Raw genomic sequence first — 16,359 nt, forward strand, 5'->3', positions numbered from 1 at the left:
GTGCACAAAACCGGGATTTTTGTTTACATCTCCGCCGCATCGCATGGATATATCAGTTTAAATGATTAATTTAATCCATGCGAAAGTTGCTTTTGCTGTTGATATTGTACTGTAATTTAGCTAACGCCCAAAACAGCTGGATCTCCGGAGCAATTGAAGATAGTGCCGCCCACAGACCCCTTTCCGGAGTAGCCGTCAGCGTTATGAACGATACTGCCACCACAGTAACGAATAGTTACGGCCTGTTCAAGATTCCGGTATCCCACCCTGTTGTACAGTTGAAAATCGAACTAACCGGCTATCAGACAAAAATCATCTACGCCAAACAAAATGACCGGCTGCTGATTGCTATGGCGCCCCTGCGCAAGCCGATGGATGCGATAACGCTGGCTAAAGCGAGGGCAAAAATCTCCCGAAATAGCAATCCCAATTACACCAATGCAGGAATGGGTATTCATACGTTTTACAACGAAACGTATGGGGCTATGTATGAAAATAAATTCCAGCGTCCCACTGTGGCTGCGGTGTCCAACTTTGCTGTGGATGTAGACAGAGCCTCCTATAGTAATATCAGACGATTCCTCCGGCAAAAAGAGAAAGTACCCCGCGATGCAGTGCGTATTGAGGAAATGGTGAATTATTTCAGCTATAACTACCCACTGCCGCCGAAGGGACAAACTATTGGATTATCTGCTAATTATACTACCTGTCCCTGGGAACCGCAGCATCATCTGTTACAGATCATCATCCGTGCAGAAGCGGTGGATATAGACAGTCTGCCCGCCTGTAACCTGGTTTTCCTGATAGATGCATCCGGCTCTATGGATGCACCCAATAAACTACCACTATTGCAAGCTGCCTTCCGGGTACTGGTCAATAATCTCCGCGCCAAAGACAGAGTAGCGATTGTGGCTTATGCCAGCGAACCCGCTGTGATATTGACTTCTACTCCCGGTGATCAGAAAGAGAAAATCCTCAATGCAGTGGATAATCTCAAAGCCAATGGAGCTACCGCGGGCGAAGCGGCCATTAAAATGGCCTATAAAGTAGCGGAACAACACTTTATTGCGGACGGGAATAATCGGGTAATATTGGCTACAGACGGTGATTTCAACGTGGGCCGCTCCAGTGATGAGGAAATGGACGACCTGATATCCAAACAAAAAGAAGGCGGTGTACTACTCACCTGTCTGGGTGTAGGAATGAAAAATTATAAAGACTCCAAACTAAAGATCATGGCGGCCAAAGGGAACGGTAATTTTGCCTATATCGATAACCTGGAAGAGGCCAATAAAATCTTTGCAAAAGAGTTTGGGAGTACGCTGTTTACCATAGCCAGGGAAGTGAAAGCCCAGGTGAAATTTAATCCTGCCACTGTAAAATCGTATAGGCTTATAGGTTATGAAAATAAAGTGTTGACAGAAGAGAATACAGAAAAGGATTCCATTGCAGGAGGGATTATAGGTAGCGGACATAGCGCTGTCGCCTTGTATGAAATACAGCCAGTGGATAGTATTGGGGGAGACACGTTGCTCGCGAATATCATGGTGACCTATCAGCGACCGCATCATGCAGGTCCTGAAAGTAAAGAGATGCCTATATCGGCCACAAGTATACCCTTTACAGATGCGTCTACAGACTATCGTTTTGCCTCTTCTGTGGCATTATTCGGGATGTTGTTGAGAAATTCGGCTTACAGGGGATGTGGCGATTGGGAGATGGTAGAAATGTTGGCAAAGAAATCGATGGGAGGCGATAGAAATGGTTACCGGCAAGAGTTTCTGAAGCTGGTGCGATTAGCCCGTAAACAGGAATAATTCCTTTTTCCCACCATTGCAGGAAAAAGGAATCTATATTATTTGATGATTTTATAGCAATAACGGATCATCTTCTGCTGAAAGTCAAACGGCAATGTTTGTGCTGTGATATCCTTGATGGAAGAGGCTTCTATCTGATCAGACTCCATTACAAAACGACGATAATTTGTACTGAAATAAATCACGCCGCCTTTTTTAGTTGCCAGCAATACTTTATTTAGCATCGCCACATGATCTCGCTGAATGTCGAGGAATTCCTTCATACGCTTACTGTTACTAAAGGTAGGAGGATCAATGACCACCAGATCAAAGGTGTTTAATTTGAGCGTATCCAGGTATTGGAGTACGTCTGCATGTACAAATTCATGTTTGGAAGTATCGATATCGTTGATACGGAAATTCTCTTCTGCCCATGCCAGGTATGTTTTTGACAGGTCTACGGAAGTTACTTGTGAAGCGCCGCCTGCGGCTGCATACACGGAGAAAGAGCCGGTATAGCAAAAGAGGTTCAGTACTTTTTTGTCTTTAGCTTCTTCTTTTACCATTCCTCTGGTAATGCGATGATCGAGGAAAAGGCCGGTATCCAGGTAGTCGGAGAGGTTTACCTTGAAATTGAGTCCGTTTTCATGGGCGATCATTTCATGGCTTTCCGTACTGAGTTTTTCGTATTGACTTTGTCGGTTTTCTTTGCGTTGACGTTGTTTTACCCAGATTTTGGAAGGGACAACGTTCAGTACTTTGCTGATGAGTTCCAGGCAACTGTCGAGCCATGCTTCGTGTGCCTCGTCCTCCATGCCGTGTTTACGGTTATATTCCGCGATGTAGACGTAGTCTTCATACATTTCAATGCTAAATGGAAATTCGGGAATATCATCATCGTACACGCGGTAGCAGGTGATGTTTTGGCGTCGGGCCAGTTTGGATATATGCCGGAAGACTTTCGTCAGCCGGTTTTCGAACATCTGCAGTTTATTATCCATAGTAGAAAAGATAAAGCTGAAAGCAGTGAGGAGTGTATAAGCATCATCACTGCTTTCAGCTTAGAGGAGCCTGCCGGGGCAGGAGTTATATGTCTGACCAGCATTGGTTTTCACTGTTTGCTGGGTGCAGGGAATTTATCAGCTGAATATGTCTCTAACCTTTTCGAAGAAACCTTTTTCAGATTTTTCCGGATTAGGTTTGAAATTATCGGCAGACATCAGTTTGTCCATCATTTCGCGTTCTTCGCTGGTCAGGTTTTGTGGTGTCCACACGTTTACCTGAATGAGTTGATCGCCGCGATCGTAGGAGTTTACAGAAGGGAAACCTTTGCCTTTGAGGCGGAAGATTTTTCCTGACTGGGTGCCTGCTGGTATTTTGATTTTCGCTTTACCGTCGATGGTTGGTACTTCCACGGAGGTGCCGAATACGGCATCTGGGAAGGAGATATAGAGGTCGTATGCTACGTTAAGGCCATCGCGTTGCAGTTCCGGATGTGGTTCCTCTTCAATAAGAATGAGGAGATCGCCGGGAGCGCCGCCTCTTTCGCCGGCATTACCTTTTCCGCTCATGCTCAGTTGCATCCCTTCTGCCACGCCAGCAGGGATGTCGATGCTCACGGTTTCTTCGCCGTACATGCGACCTTCGCCTTTACAGTGGTTACATTTGCTGGTAATGATCTGGCCTTCACCATGACAGTTAGGACAGGTGGTAACGGTTTGCATCTGGCCGAGGAAAGTGGAAGTCACTTTTCTTACCTGACCGGATCCGCCGCAGGTGTTACAGGTTTGGAAGGAGTTTTTGTCCTTTGCTCCAAGACCGCTACAATGCTGGCAGGAAACGTATTTTTTAACTTTGATTTTCTTGTTGGCGCCTTTAGCGATTTCTTCGTAGGTAAGGCGAATTTTCACGCGCAGGTTAGAACCGCGGGTACCGCGTCCACGGCGGCCGCCGCCACCTCCGCCTTGTCTGCCGCCACCGAAGAAGCTGCCGAAAATATCGTCGCCGAATATGTCACCGAAGTTGGAGAATATGTCATCCATGTTCATATTACCGCCACCTCCAAATCCGCCACGGCCACCGTTCATGCCCGCATGTCCGAAGCGATCGTATTGTGCGCGCTTGTCAGGATCGCTTAACACTTCATATGCTTCGGCGGCTTCCTTGAATTTTTCTTCCGCCTCCTTGTTGTTGGGATTACGGTCAGGGTGATACTGCATGGCTACCTTGCGGTATGCCTTTTTGATCTCATCCTGAGTAGCTGTTTTAACAACAACAAGCACTTCGTAATAATCTCTCTTGGTAGACATTATAATAAAAACTTATTCCTCCGAACGAGTCGGAGTTTATGGTGCTGTGATTAAAATTGTTTTTCTGTCGGTTGTCAGCATAGGCAACGAATGCTTATATGCCACATCGTCATTTATTTACCTACTACTACCTTTGCATGACGGATTAATTTGTCATTCAGGTAGTATCCTTTCTGTAAAACGTCCAGTACTTTGCCCTGCAGATCAGGGGTTGGGGCAGGAATCTCGGTGATGGCGTCGTGCAGGTCTGCATCGAATGGCTGGTGCAGGCTTTCCATTTCTTTCAGGCCTTTAGCTACCAGGGAATTCTTTAACTTATTGAAAACCAGCATAGACCCGTCTTTAATAGCGCTGAGGTCGGTGGCAGTTTCCATATTTTTGGCAGCGCGTTCGCTATCGTCCAGAATATCCAGCATAGAGATAATAACGTCTTTGCCGGCAGTCTGTGTTAATTCCAGTTTTTCTTTAGCAGTACGTCTGCGGAAGTTGTCAAACTCTGCTTGTAAACGCAGGTATTTGTCGCGCAGCTCGTTGATTTCCTGGTCTTTTTTCTCCAGTTCACCAGATTCATCCAGATCATTATTCATATGCGAAGTTCCACTCATATTTTCATCAGCGTTAATATCTGGCATGCTGTTCTCATTTTCGGTATTGTTGATGTCCTCTTGATGCATGTCTTTTTCTTTTTCTGTCATAATTGTAATGATTGTCTGCAAAGATAAGCAGTCAATTACTTTGCCAAGCCCTAATTTGGCGACAAATTGACACTGAATCCAGTGTAATTCGTGTCTAACTACCTGCTATTTCTTACCTTTGCACCTCGAATTGCGATAAATGACAAAAGTTTTTTTAAAGAAAAAGATACAAAACAGGGTATTGCAGGGCCATCCCTGGGTTTTCGGCAATGAAGTTGGAGAGATCAACGGTCCGGTAGATGCCGGCGATATCGTTGATGTATTCACTCATCAGGGCCATTTCGTAGGGCGTGGTTATATCAACCCGCAGTCCCAGATTCTCGTGCGTATTCTGACACGCGATAAGCAGGAAGAAATCAATGAAGAGTTCTTCTATCATCGCCTGTTGAAATGCTGGGAATACCGCAAGAAAATCGGTTATCAGGAGAACTGCCGACTTGTATTTGGCGAAGCAGATGAGATGCCTGCATTGATCATTGACAAGTTCAATGATTACCTGGTCATTCAAACGCTGGCTTTAGGGATGGATAAATGGAAAGGCGCTATCGTGGATGCGTTGAACCGCATATTCTCTCCTAAAGGTATTTATGAGCGCAATGACGTGCCTGTACGTGAGTTAGAAGGTATGCAACAACAGAAAGGCTTCCTGTCTGCTCCGTTTGATACCAATGTAATCATCAATGAAAACGGGCTGAAGTTCCATGTAGACATTGAAAATGGCCAGAAAACGGGTTATTTCCTCGATCAGCAGGATAATCGTCGGGCTATTCAGCATATAGTGAAAGGCGCCGATGTACTGGAAGCTTTCTGCTATACAGGTACTTTCTCTTGTCATGCGGGTTACTATGGCGCTAAAAGCGTAATGGGACTGGATATTTCCGAGCATGCAGTGAATACTGCCCGTCGTAATGCTGAACTGAACAATCTGCAGGATATCTGCAAATTCCAGGCAGTAAACGCATTCGATCAGTTGAAACAATGGACCAAAGAAGAGAAGAAATTCGACGTGGTTATTCTGGACCCACCGGCATTTACCAAAAGCAGGGAGAATATTCAGAAAGCCATCACTGGTTATAAGGAAATTAACCTGCGCGGTATGAAACTGCTGAAGCCAGGAGGGTTCCTCGTAACAGCTTCCTGTACCAACCTGGTACCGCCAAGCCTCTTCCTGGAAATTATCGATATGGCAGCGAAAGACGCCAAAAAGAAACTGCGTCAGGTAACCTTCCAGACACAGGCCCAGGATCACCCTATTTTATGGAACATTGAGAATACCACTTATCTGAAGTTCCTGATTGTGGAAGTACAATAAGACTTGAAGCTCAAATAGCTATAAAGAAAACGGCCGTCTCTGCTGAGACGGCCGTTAATATTTTTGTTCGTCGGTATAAAGGGAGGGGGATATATCTTACTTCACTACATTAAACTTCCCGGATTCCACGAGGTTGCCACGCTGATCACGCAATTGATAAATGTACAATCCACTGTAATAGTTATCCAGATTCACGGATGTTCTTGTGCCAACTGCTTTCAGCTGGTCAATTTTCTTTCCTAAAAAATTATATACAATAAGATCGTAAGATTTTTCGTTATTATGAAGTTGCTGAATTTCAAAGTTTATGATAGAGGTAGCAGGGTTCGGATATAATCTGACAATTTTACTACCCCCGTCCGAATTCGGCTGGGATTTGTCGTTTTGCGCCTTTCCAACAAGGGAAAATAAGCAGAAAACAAGTGTGAAAAAGAGGGTAGAGGATTTTAACATAGTACTATAAAGATAAAATTATTTTCAAATATATTATAGTTTTTTGATTGATAAATCACGCAATTAGCTGCACACACTCTTATGTAAATTTAACAAATACAACGCCATTTAGTTATATTTTTTCTTCTTTTTATGTAAAATTTAACGGTTCCAGTCTGCTTTTCCACCTAATTCTTTGACTTTCATTTTCTTTTAATGTTTAAAATCTCGGGCAGTTTACACTTTCCAGCGTACTGTTGCGGCTGTTTAAGAAGCCTTTGAACACGAGAGATATTTCAAACCCGCCAAAACTCTGGCTGGCCGTTCTCAATTTCGAGATATTCACATCATAACTCATTCCCAGTTCATATTTATCCATATCGAGCTTAACCGTTGGAATAATGGCGTCGTTGAGGCGTAGGAAGAGTCCGCCATAGATGCCGCGTGTGGATTCCAGACCGCGGTCCATGAGGGCATAACGCAACATAGCGCCTCCGATATATTCAGAATAAGTACCCTGATGCAGCTGATTGTATTCCGCTATTACCTTCACCCGTTCATCTACAGGGATGGAGATACCGGCATTGAAAGTCAGTTTAGGATTCAGCAGAATGGATTTATCGTTGTAGAAGGAGACTTTCGGGCTGTTGAAATGATAGTAACCGGCGCCGATGTAGTAGTTGACGTCTTCCCTGATCACACTATTATAGCTTATCCCGAAACCGGCATCCAGGTAGCTGTAACCACGAAGGGCCAGTTTTCCTTCCTCGCCGGTAGGCATGCTGGGATCAAAACGACCACCTGTGTATTGGTTGTCGAATGTCATATTGCCTGGATCAAACTGGCGCTGTACAAAACCACCCATAAAGCCAAGGGCCAGGAAACTGGTTTTGTCTGAATTCAGTGATTTATGGTAGTTGATAGCTGGCAGAATCTGTGTGGACTGTAATCTGGAGGTACCAGCGCGGTCATATGTAAATTGGAGACCAGTAGTTAGGTAATCATTGCCCTGGCCAACAGGGAATTTTATTTCGCCACTCAGACTTCCGGTTTGGTAAGGAATAGTTACTTTATTCCATTGGTTTCTGTAAATAGCCTGTACACGAACATCTCCGTTGAAAATCCCTATCAGCGCCGGATTGCGCAAGATGGGAGTTTCGTAGAACTGCGACAGGTGTATATCCTGTGCGGAGGCTGCACCTCCTGCAAGCAGGGCTGTAACAAAGCATAAAATGCGGTACAGGTGTTTCATGTTGAGCATTGGGTTATTATCTCAGTAATGTTAAGTTTCCTTTCAGCTGAAGGAAGTCGTTTGTGTCACAATAGGCTTCCAGGAAGTAGATGTATACATCGGAAGGTTGTGGTTTTCCGTTGAATGTGCCATCCCATCCTCTGCTTTTATCATCTGTATTGAACTTTTCCCGGCGGTATACTTCCTGGCCCCAGCGGTTGAAGATACGCAGCGATTTTACGAAGCTGATACCTTTTCCGCGTGGGTAGAAAATATCGTTTACACCATCTCCGTTAGGACTGAAAGTATTAGGAATATAAATAGCGTCGCTGTTGCATACCAGGTCTACGGTGACGGTTGCACTTTTCGTACAACCGAAAGCGTTAGTTCCTGTGACGCTGTATGTCATTGGTTTGCGAACTGCTGCGGTTACTATCGGGCAGAAGGAGCAGTCCAGGTAATCTGTAGGCGACCATTGCCATTTCACTACGTCGCCGCTGCCGGTAGCCATGAGTTTGACCACAGATCCAACCGGCACTGTTTGCGATTTGCCCGCATCCACATCTGGTACTGGTTTAACACTCACTTTCACGCTCACTGGCGCGCTGTAAGGGCACATGGGATCGTTGGTGGCAGTCACCTGATAAGTGATATCAGCGGTAGGCGTTGAGATCGGATCTGGGATACGGTCGTTCGTCAGTCCGTCTACTGGCGTCCATTTGAAATTGGTGGCGCCGCTTGCCTGTAGTTTGGTACTGCTGCCATAGCATACTTTGATATCATTGCTGGCTACTGTTAGCGCTACTTTTGGTACCACAGAAATATCTACAGAGTCGCGCATCGTGCAGCCGTAAGGGTTAGTGGCTTCCGCGAGATATCTGGTATTGGTAACAGGAGAAACGGTAGGTGTAGTGCAGTTGAGGCAGCTGATATTATTTGTTGTCAGCCACTGAATGCTGGCATCGGTAGTAGCGGTTAAGGTAGTACCGTTTCCTTCACAGATTTTTGCTTGTGCAGTGGTTACTTTAATGAATGGTGAAGGATTGATACTGATGGTTTTACTGATGGAGTCCATGCAGTTTCTGGCATCTGTGATCACCAGTTTTACCTGATAATTGCCGGAAGCGGCGTATTTCAGTGGCGCCGGCGTTTGTGCAGTAGAGGTTTGGCCATTTCCGAGGTCCCATTTCCAGTTGGTGATAGGCGTATTCGGAGAGGTGACTGAATTATTTTTAAAGGTAGACGGCTGCCCTGCGCATAGGCCGCTGGCCAATGTAAAATCGGCCTGGGGCGCCAGAATACGAATATTTGCCACTCTTGTTACAATGTCATCACAGTAAGCGGGATTATTGTATTTGATGACCAGTTGGTCGTCGTAGGTACCGGCAGTATTCCAGGCTTTGGTGTAACTCTGTTCCGGACCAGTGTAGGTAGTCCCATCACCGAAGATCCAGGTATAGGAGGCCACCAGTTCCTGTGGTATGTTTAGTACTTCATAGGTGACTTTGTTACCGCGACAAATAGAGCTAATGCCGGTGGTGAAGTCGGCCAGGAAATAATATACCGTCTGAAAGCTGCTGTGAGAGCAGGTTCCGTTATTGTCGAATACAGTTAACCGGACCGTATATTTACCGGGAACGCTATATCTGTGCGTAGCATCTTTGGTGGTTTCCAGCGGAGAGTTATCACCGAAGTCCCATTGGTAAGTTGCTGCGGCAGAAGTATTGGTAGCTGTATTGGTAAAATTGAATTCGGTTCTTTCCGAACAGTTACGGGTATACGTAAATGAAGATACAGGTCCGTTGATGGTAACTGGTATTGAAGGAGCGTTGGTGTAACAGCCATTGCTGCCTGCTTTCATATTTACGATCAGGGTACCATTGGCATTGAAGCCATGTTTAATATCGTTGGTGGCGGTTTCCAGGGTGCTGCCATCGCCGAAATCCCAGCTGTAGGTATCTGCATACTGGGCGTTTGCCAGGAGGCGAACAGGTTCGCCGGTGCAGGCATTCGTAGGAGACGCCGTAAAGCTCACGCCAATGGGAGGATTTCCGGTATGAACCTGTTTATCGAACGAGGTACGGATAGTGCAGCCGCTGGCTGTTTTTACAGTGACTGCTACATTGTAGGTGCCTGTTTGCGTATAGGTGTGATTGATAGTAGCGCCGCCATTTTGTGCGGGACTTCCATCTCCGAACTCCCAGGTATAACCGGTAGCAGGATCGTTCACGATATTGGTAGAAGTAGCGGTGAATGTAGCATTATATGGCACGCAACCAGCTACTGGCGCGCTCATTTTTAGGACTGGTAAAGATACATTGATGTAGGCCGGCTTTGTAAGTTGTGAGGAACAGCCATTAATATTGGATACCGTTACTTTTACATCAAATTTTCCTGCTTTCGTGTAGGCGTGTGTGATAGTGGCCGCGGAAGTGGTGACAGTGGCCGTACCGTCGCCGAAGTCCCAGATACGGTTAGTACCTCCAGGCGTTTGATCGGTGAAAGTGGCGGTATAGAAGCTACAACTCTGGGTTACGTCGGCACTAAAATTCACTACTGGTATATCTCCAATAGTAAAGGTTTTGAAAACGGAGTTATCCACATTGTAATTGTGCGCAGTTAATGTAATTTTTTTCACGCCGCCGCTGGTATAGATAACCGTTGGATTGGGATCGGTGGATGTTCTACCATCGCCGAAATCCCAGGTATACGTGAGGGCGCTTCCTGTAGAAGTATTCGTCAGGGAGACAGTTACTGGTGCACATAAGGACGCTGGGGAGACAGTATATTTAAAATCGACCTGGGCAAACAGGAGATTACCTGTCAGCATAGCTGCCAGCAACAATAATGTCCGTAAACATCTTGGCTGAGGATATTTCATAGGAATCGGCGGTTTTTCATCAATTGCGTCCACAAATTAATGAAAAAAACAATTAAAGACCTATTGTATCTGTTTAGTATTGATAATCAATAATTTAATTTATCGTAACAAAGTTAGGTTACCTTTTAGCAAGCCCAATCCTCCTTTATCGCAGACTACTTCTGCAAAGTAGACATATACATCCGGCGGCAGCATCTGGCCTTTGAAGGTACCGTCCCAGCCTTTGGTAATATCGTCTGTTGGGAAGCTGTATCGTTCGAAGATCAGTTGTCCCCAACGGTTAAAGATCTTCATTGATTTCACTTCCTGTACGCCACGGCCACGGATGTAGAAAATATCGTTCACCCCGTCTTTGTTGGGAGAGAAGGTATTTGGTATGAAGATGTTTGAGTTATCGCAGATTATTTTGACGTTGATGTCGTCCATATTCGTGCAACCGTAACCGTTAGTTACTTCTACATAATAGGTAGCGTCGCCTTTAGGAGTCAGGGTTGGATTGGTGCAATTGGAGCAACTGAGATTTTCGGTAGGCGTCCATTTGATCCTGGTAACATCTTCACTGACTTTTACATGGAGCGGAATGATAGAACCGTTCGATTGGGTAATGTCCGGGCCTGCATCTACAGCAGGTTTAGGGTTTACGGTCACATGTGCCGTAGCTTTCATTTCGAAACAATTGTACTTATCAAATCCGGAAACATTATAGTTGGTAGTGATTTGCGGAGTGGCAATTGGGTTAGGAATATCTGTGCGATTTAATCCAATAGCCGGAGACCAGGTATAATGATCTGCTCCAGTGACATTCAGTTGAACGCTACCGCCAAAGCAAGTGATGTGATCGCTGGTAGAAATCGTGAATGGCTGGGTGACTGTTAATGCAACTGATTTTTCATTCTTACAGCCAAACGGACTGGTAGCGATGACGGAATAAGTTATGTCTTTATCCGGTGATACCAGTGGCGTTTTTGATGTTGGGTTATCGATGTTATAGTTGGTCCAAAGTACAGCTGAGTTGAAATCAGTATTGGCAGATAACATCAGGCTGGAACCGCGACATACATTCGCCAGTGCCGGAGTGGGCGATAATAACGGTGTCGGATGTACGATAAACTGTGCATTTGCGATATCAGGACAACTACCATCAGCATTGGTGATGGTCAATATCACCGGAATTGTTCCTGGTGTATTGCCGTTGTAGCTGAATGGGGTAGTGTTGTTATTGGTAATATTATTGGAAACGTTCCAGGTCCATTTTACATTATTTACACCTTTGGTTTCTTTACCACTGATCGTAACAGTTTCCGTCTCACAGATATCGGGAATGCGATCAATGCTGGCTTTCGGTTGTTCCGGAATTATCACCGTTTTGGTAAGTGTAGCAGGGCAGCCGAAAGCGGTGGTGATATTCAGTTTAACGGTACGTGAACCAGGGCCAGGATAATTGAATGTTGGGTTCCTGGCAGTGGTGTTATTACCAGGAGATCCAGGTTGACCAAAATCCCAGCTGCTGGTATATGGCATGCTGAGTACATCCTCCGTCAGGGTTTTGGTTTTGTTCGTGAATTTTACCAGTCCGCCGCCGCAGGCCATGGATTTGTCTATATCAAAATCGATCACAGGTTTGTCTACCGTAACAGTTCCGGAAATGATAGCGGGCACTTCGCAGCCTTTGCTATCCGTCAGGATTACGCGGGGGGTGAATATACCGGCATTAGTATAAGTGTGCAGGGGAGAGGTTGGAATGGTTGTCGTCTCCACAATTCCATCATCAAAATCCCATACATACTTAACTGTTTTGATAGCGGTAGCTGTAAGGTTTATATCCAGCGGAGCGCAACCTTTGTTGAGATTAATGGTAGCGGTACCATCTGGTCCGTCTACGGTAATTGATTTTTTTATCTGATTACTGCAACCTTCGCGGGTGTAAACAGTGAGTGTAATATCATATGTTTTTGGACGGGAGTAAATATGTCCGTCCGGGTTATTGTTACCGGTGGAAGTACCGTCGCCAAAATCCCATTTGGAGCGTTCGAAATCCACTGACGTATTGGTAAACTTCACGTTTACGGGTGGGCATGGCAACATATCCTGCGGCATGGTGAAATCGGCCTTAGGATCTGGTACGCGGAGTTTTTGCGAGGTTTCATCTACGCAACCGCCCGGGGTAGTGATTTGCAGTTTTATTTCATAGTTGCCGGGCGCAGTAAAAGCTTTAACAGGGTTTGCAGTTATACTGGTGGTACCGTCTCCGAAATCCCATTTGAAGTTGAAAGCGCCGTTGGAAGTATTGTAGTAGATGCGCGGATCATTCACACATGGTTCATTGGTACTCATGGTGAAGTTGGCTTTATGATTTTCCAGTTGTACAAAACGAGTAGCAGATGCGGTACAGTTATATTTATCCGTCACCTGGAGTGTAACAGTATATCCGCCATCATTCGCATATTGATGCGTATTTACCACCGGTGTCTTCGTTACTGTTACAGGTGGCGTATTGTCTCCAAAATTCCACTTCCAGCTAACCAGTTGATTACCTGCGTTCATAGAAGAATTATCAGTAAAGGTAATGTCGGAATTACGACAAGGTTTACCGGAGAAGGTAAATGCCGGAATCGGACCGTTTACGGTAACAGAGATAATGTTCGATTCCTTTTTACAGTTATTCAGATCGTAAGTGGTTACTTGAATTTTGTACACGCCTGGCGTTGCATAGGTGTGGAAAAATGCTGCATTCCAGGTGTCATAATGCAATGAATTTAAATCACCCCAGTCAATCACGTATCCCAATTGTAAAGTGGGATCAGGGATAGTAGCAGTCAATGCCAGCGCATTGCCAATGCAGACGGCAGTCTGACTGGCACTTATTGTAGGCGATTGATTTACCACATAGATGCTGTCTGCAAATTCGTTATCGCATACCGTATTGCTTACTTTCAGCGATACCTTGTATCGTCCTTGTTTAGCGTAGGTATGAACGGGATCGGTAGCAGTCAGAGTAGGTGTACCATCGCCGAAATTCCATTCCTGAATATGTGGTAATGTGGCATCTGTGGTGCCCCATTGCGATTGGTCTTTAAACTTCCTGTTCATGGGGTCATCACAATCCGGAGTAGATTTCCATTTTGCAATTGGGGCGGTTACATTAACGATATCGTATTTGATCAATTTATTTTTACAACCATAGTTATCCACTTCCAGTTGAACGGTTTGTTTGCCGACGGTACGGAAGTAATGTGTCGGATTTTCCAAAGAGCTATACATTTCATTTTCAGGCGTACGGGGATCATCTTCATCCGTCATAAATTGCCATGCCCAGCTGGTTCCTCTGGGTTGGGACAAATTGGTGAAGTTCACGGGATCTTTTGCGCAGGTAATGGCAGGATCAGCGGAGAAGTCTACCACTGGTTTAAAGCCCGCCTTCAGCGTTGTAGTAGCCGTATTCGTACAGCCGTTATTGGTAGTAAAAGTAAGTATGACAGTGAAATTACCTTCTTTCAGATAGGTATGCATAGGGGTAGCGCCTGTACCGGTGGTCCCATCGCCAAAATCCCAGGAGTAACTGGTAATTGTTTCGCCAGGTCTGGTAAAGGGAAATGTATTGAATGTTACATCCAGCGGGATACAGCCTTCTGTTTTTGATGGACTAATGGTAACCGTAGGTAGTGAGTAATCCAGTACAACCGGCGTAACAGCTTTACAGCCATTCGCAGTAGTAGCTGTAAGTGTAGCGGTGTAAAGGTTATTGGCCGTATAGCTATGTGTGGTGTTGGGTGTTGGGTCAGTTGGGCTGCCATCACCGAAGTTCCAGGACCAGCTTACCGAATTACTGTTGGTAACACTGAATTTTGTAGAAGCAGGTATCGCGCAGGTATTATTCGGCGTAGCACTGGCTATATCAGTAGGTTGTGGATAAAGGGTGATGGGCATATAGTAAACGTCCGTACAGCCATCCAGGGTTACAGAAAGCACCACGGAACTACCTGAATAAGGAATGGCATGTTGTGCATCCAGGGTAGTGGCGGTAGTCAGGTCTGGGAATGTCCAGATACTGGAAGTTGGCGTTGGAGTGCTGGTATTGGTGAACTGTACCAATTGGCCCTGACAGGCATTTGAATAGGTAAAAGATGCCTTCAGGTTACCTATGCTGATATAGTTTTTCAATGTTTTACTACTGGTGCAATCGCCGTTCGTGGCGGTGAGGGTAACGGTATATGTTCCTGGTTTGGCATAAGTGTGGTTGGGCGAAGTTCCGGTGGCGCCGTCGCCGTAGTCGTACGTAAACGTGAATTCTTTGTTGGGGTCAGGTGTTTTGTTGATAAAGGTAACATCGAATGGAGCGCTGCAGCTGCCTGGTTTTACCGCTTCGAAAGTAGGTTCTTCCGGGGCGGTACGGATTGTAATGGGGAGGGGCGTACTGCTGGTGCGGCAGCCCCAGTTGTTAGTAACGATACTGGAAATATTGTATTGGCCGGAAGCGTCGAACTTATGAGATACTGTTTTCCCTTGGGCATCTTTGATCAAGGTACCATCTCCCATATCCCATTCCACGGATGTAACTGTGCCTTCCGGTGTAGAGGATTGATCCGTGAAAGAAAGCGTGGTATGTTGACAAGCGATGGTAGTGGCGCCGGAGAAAAGTGCTTTAGGCACATCATGTACAGCAATATCCAGACTTTTGGTAATCGCGCCGGAAGGATAGTTAGCTGTAAAAGTAACATGATAGGTCTTAGGCACGTCGAAGGTCTTCTTTGGAGTCAGTAGGTTATTGATGGTAGAGCCCTGATCAAAAGACCATTCATAGCTGGTGTATCCAGGGTCCAGGGTAGCAGTGAAACTGACCAGCATGGGTACGCAGCCGCTTGTATTATCTGCTTTGATGACTACATTTTGTGCCTGTACACGGGATATTCCGGCAAGCAATAGCAGGCAAAATATAAAGAAGGATAAACGGAATTGGTTACAGTATTTCATGGCATAGGTACCCATCAGGGCGGATCATAGGTATGTTAAGATCAATAAAAGTAATACATAAATGCTTATAGGAATATTATATCTTCTGCATTGGATAGTTTTTCATGGAATTTTAAGGTAGTATCCTAAATTAGTATTCTTTACAAGCGTATGGATATGGATAGTAAATATTGGAATGATCGTTATCTGCAGGAGCAGACAGGCTGGGATATGGGGATGGTATCTCCGCCATTGAAGGCCTATGTGGACCAGTTGTCGGATAAAGGATTGCGTATACTCATTCCGGGTGGTGGCAATAGTTATGAAGCGGAATATCTCTGGAATCAGGGGTTTAAGCATGTCACTGTACTGGACATTGCGCCCATAGTTATCGAGCGGCTGCGGGAGCGACTGGCGGGAACGGAGGTTCGATTGCTGGAAGGCGATTTTTTTCAGCATGAGGGGCAGTATGACATTATCCTGGAACAAACTTTCTTTTGTGCATTAGATCCTGTTCTTCGGCCTGCGTATGTGCGTCATATGCTCGCATTGCTGGCGCCTAAAGGGCATTTGGCAGGAGTGATGTTCAACAAAATGTTTGAGCGTCCGGGGCCGCCGTTTGGAGGAACAGCCGAAGCGTATCGCAATTTGTTCTCTCTTGATTATCAGATCAAAACGTTGGAACCTTGTTATAATTCTCATCCGGCCCGACAAGGAACGGAGGTATTTATTAACTTTATCCCGAAATAAAAT

10 protein-coding genes are annotated in these 16,359 nt (G+C 45.4%); 3 read left to right on the forward strand and 7 right to left on the reverse strand.

Going from position 1 to position 16,359, the window contains the following annotated elements; translation table 11 throughout:
* The first annotated feature begins 77 nt into the window (after nucleotides 1-77).
* The gene (locus tag CLV59_RS09090) at nucleotides 78-1,817 is read left to right on the forward strand and encodes a YfbK domain-containing protein (RefSeq protein ID WP_111591726.1); all 1,740 of its coding nucleotides are present in this window, start codon (nucleotides 78-80) and stop codon (nucleotides 1,815-1,817) included.
* 38 nt (nucleotides 1,818-1,855) lie between these two features.
* Here the strand turns inward: CLV59_RS09090 and CLV59_RS09095 are convergent, their stop codons facing one another.
* The 3 genes from CLV59_RS09095 to CLV59_RS09105 all read right to left on the reverse strand — a co-directional run bounded on the left by CLV59_RS09095 (nucleotide 1,856) and on the right by CLV59_RS09105 (nucleotide 4,800).
* Entirely contained in the window at nucleotides 1,856-2,797 is a 942-nt protein-coding gene (locus CLV59_RS09095) for a class I SAM-dependent methyltransferase (protein ID WP_245950840.1), read from the reverse strand.
* A gap of 138 nt (nucleotides 2,798-2,935) precedes the next feature.
* Nucleotides 2,936-4,105 carry a molecular chaperone DnaJ gene (gene dnaJ / locus CLV59_RS09100; protein WP_111591727.1) on the reverse strand — a complete coding sequence of 390 codons (1,170 nt, stop codon included), beginning with the start codon at nucleotides 4,103-4,105 and terminating at the stop codon, nucleotides 2,936-2,938.
* Nucleotides 4,106-4,218: 113 nt separating this feature from the next.
* On the reverse strand, nucleotides 4,219-4,800 hold the full coding sequence (locus CLV59_RS09105; protein ID WP_111591728.1) for a nucleotide exchange factor GrpE: 582 nt from the start codon (nucleotides 4,798-4,800) through the stop codon (nucleotides 4,219-4,221).
* A 139-nt stretch (nucleotides 4,801-4,939) separates the two neighbouring features.
* Here CLV59_RS09105 and CLV59_RS09110 point away from each other — a divergent pair, with 139 nt between their 5' ends.
* Nucleotides 4,940-6,112: a class I SAM-dependent rRNA methyltransferase gene (locus tag CLV59_RS09110; RefSeq protein WP_111591729.1), complete on the forward strand. Its 1,173-nt coding sequence runs from the start codon at nucleotides 4,940-4,942 to the stop codon at nucleotides 6,110-6,112.
* A 96-nt stretch (nucleotides 6,113-6,208) separates the two neighbouring features.
* Here CLV59_RS09110 and CLV59_RS09115 read toward each other — a convergent pair whose 3' ends face one another.
* The 4 genes from CLV59_RS09115 to CLV59_RS09130 all read right to left on the reverse strand — a co-directional run bounded on the left by CLV59_RS09115 (nucleotide 6,209) and on the right by CLV59_RS09130 (nucleotide 15,627).
* Nucleotides 6,209-6,565, reverse strand: a complete 357-nt coding sequence (locus CLV59_RS09115; protein ID WP_111591730.1) for a T9SS type A sorting domain-containing protein — start codon at nucleotides 6,563-6,565, stop codon at nucleotides 6,209-6,211.
* A gap of 199 nt (nucleotides 6,566-6,764) precedes the next feature.
* Nucleotides 6,765-7,796, reverse strand: coding sequence for a PorP/SprF family type IX secretion system membrane protein (locus CLV59_RS09120; protein ID WP_170137686.1), 1,032 nt, complete (start codon nucleotides 7,794-7,796; stop codon nucleotides 6,765-6,767).
* Nucleotides 7,797-7,812: 16 nt separating this feature from the next.
* Nucleotides 7,813-10,656, reverse strand: coding sequence for a gliding motility-associated C-terminal domain-containing protein (locus CLV59_RS09125; protein ID WP_111591732.1), 2,844 nt, complete (start codon nucleotides 10,654-10,656; stop codon nucleotides 7,813-7,815).
* A 99-nt stretch (nucleotides 10,657-10,755) separates the two neighbouring features.
* Nucleotides 10,756-15,627: a PKD domain-containing protein gene (locus CLV59_RS09130; protein WP_170137687.1), complete on the reverse strand. Its 4,872-nt coding sequence runs from the start codon at nucleotides 15,625-15,627 to the stop codon at nucleotides 10,756-10,758.
* A 156-nt stretch (nucleotides 15,628-15,783) separates the two neighbouring features.
* On the opposite strand from CLV59_RS09130, the gene CLV59_RS09135 reads away from it, so the two are divergent.
* On the forward strand, nucleotides 15,784-16,356 hold the full coding sequence (locus tag CLV59_RS09135; RefSeq protein WP_111592323.1) for a methyltransferase domain-containing protein: 573 nt from the start codon (nucleotides 15,784-15,786) through the stop codon (nucleotides 16,354-16,356).
* The last annotated feature ends 3 nt before the right edge of the window (nucleotides 16,357-16,359 follow it).

Origin of the sequence: Chitinophaga dinghuensis (assembly GCF_003259435.1) — a bacterium.
GTDB lineage: Bacteria > Bacteroidota > Bacteroidia > Chitinophagales > Chitinophagaceae > Chitinophaga > Chitinophaga dinghuensis.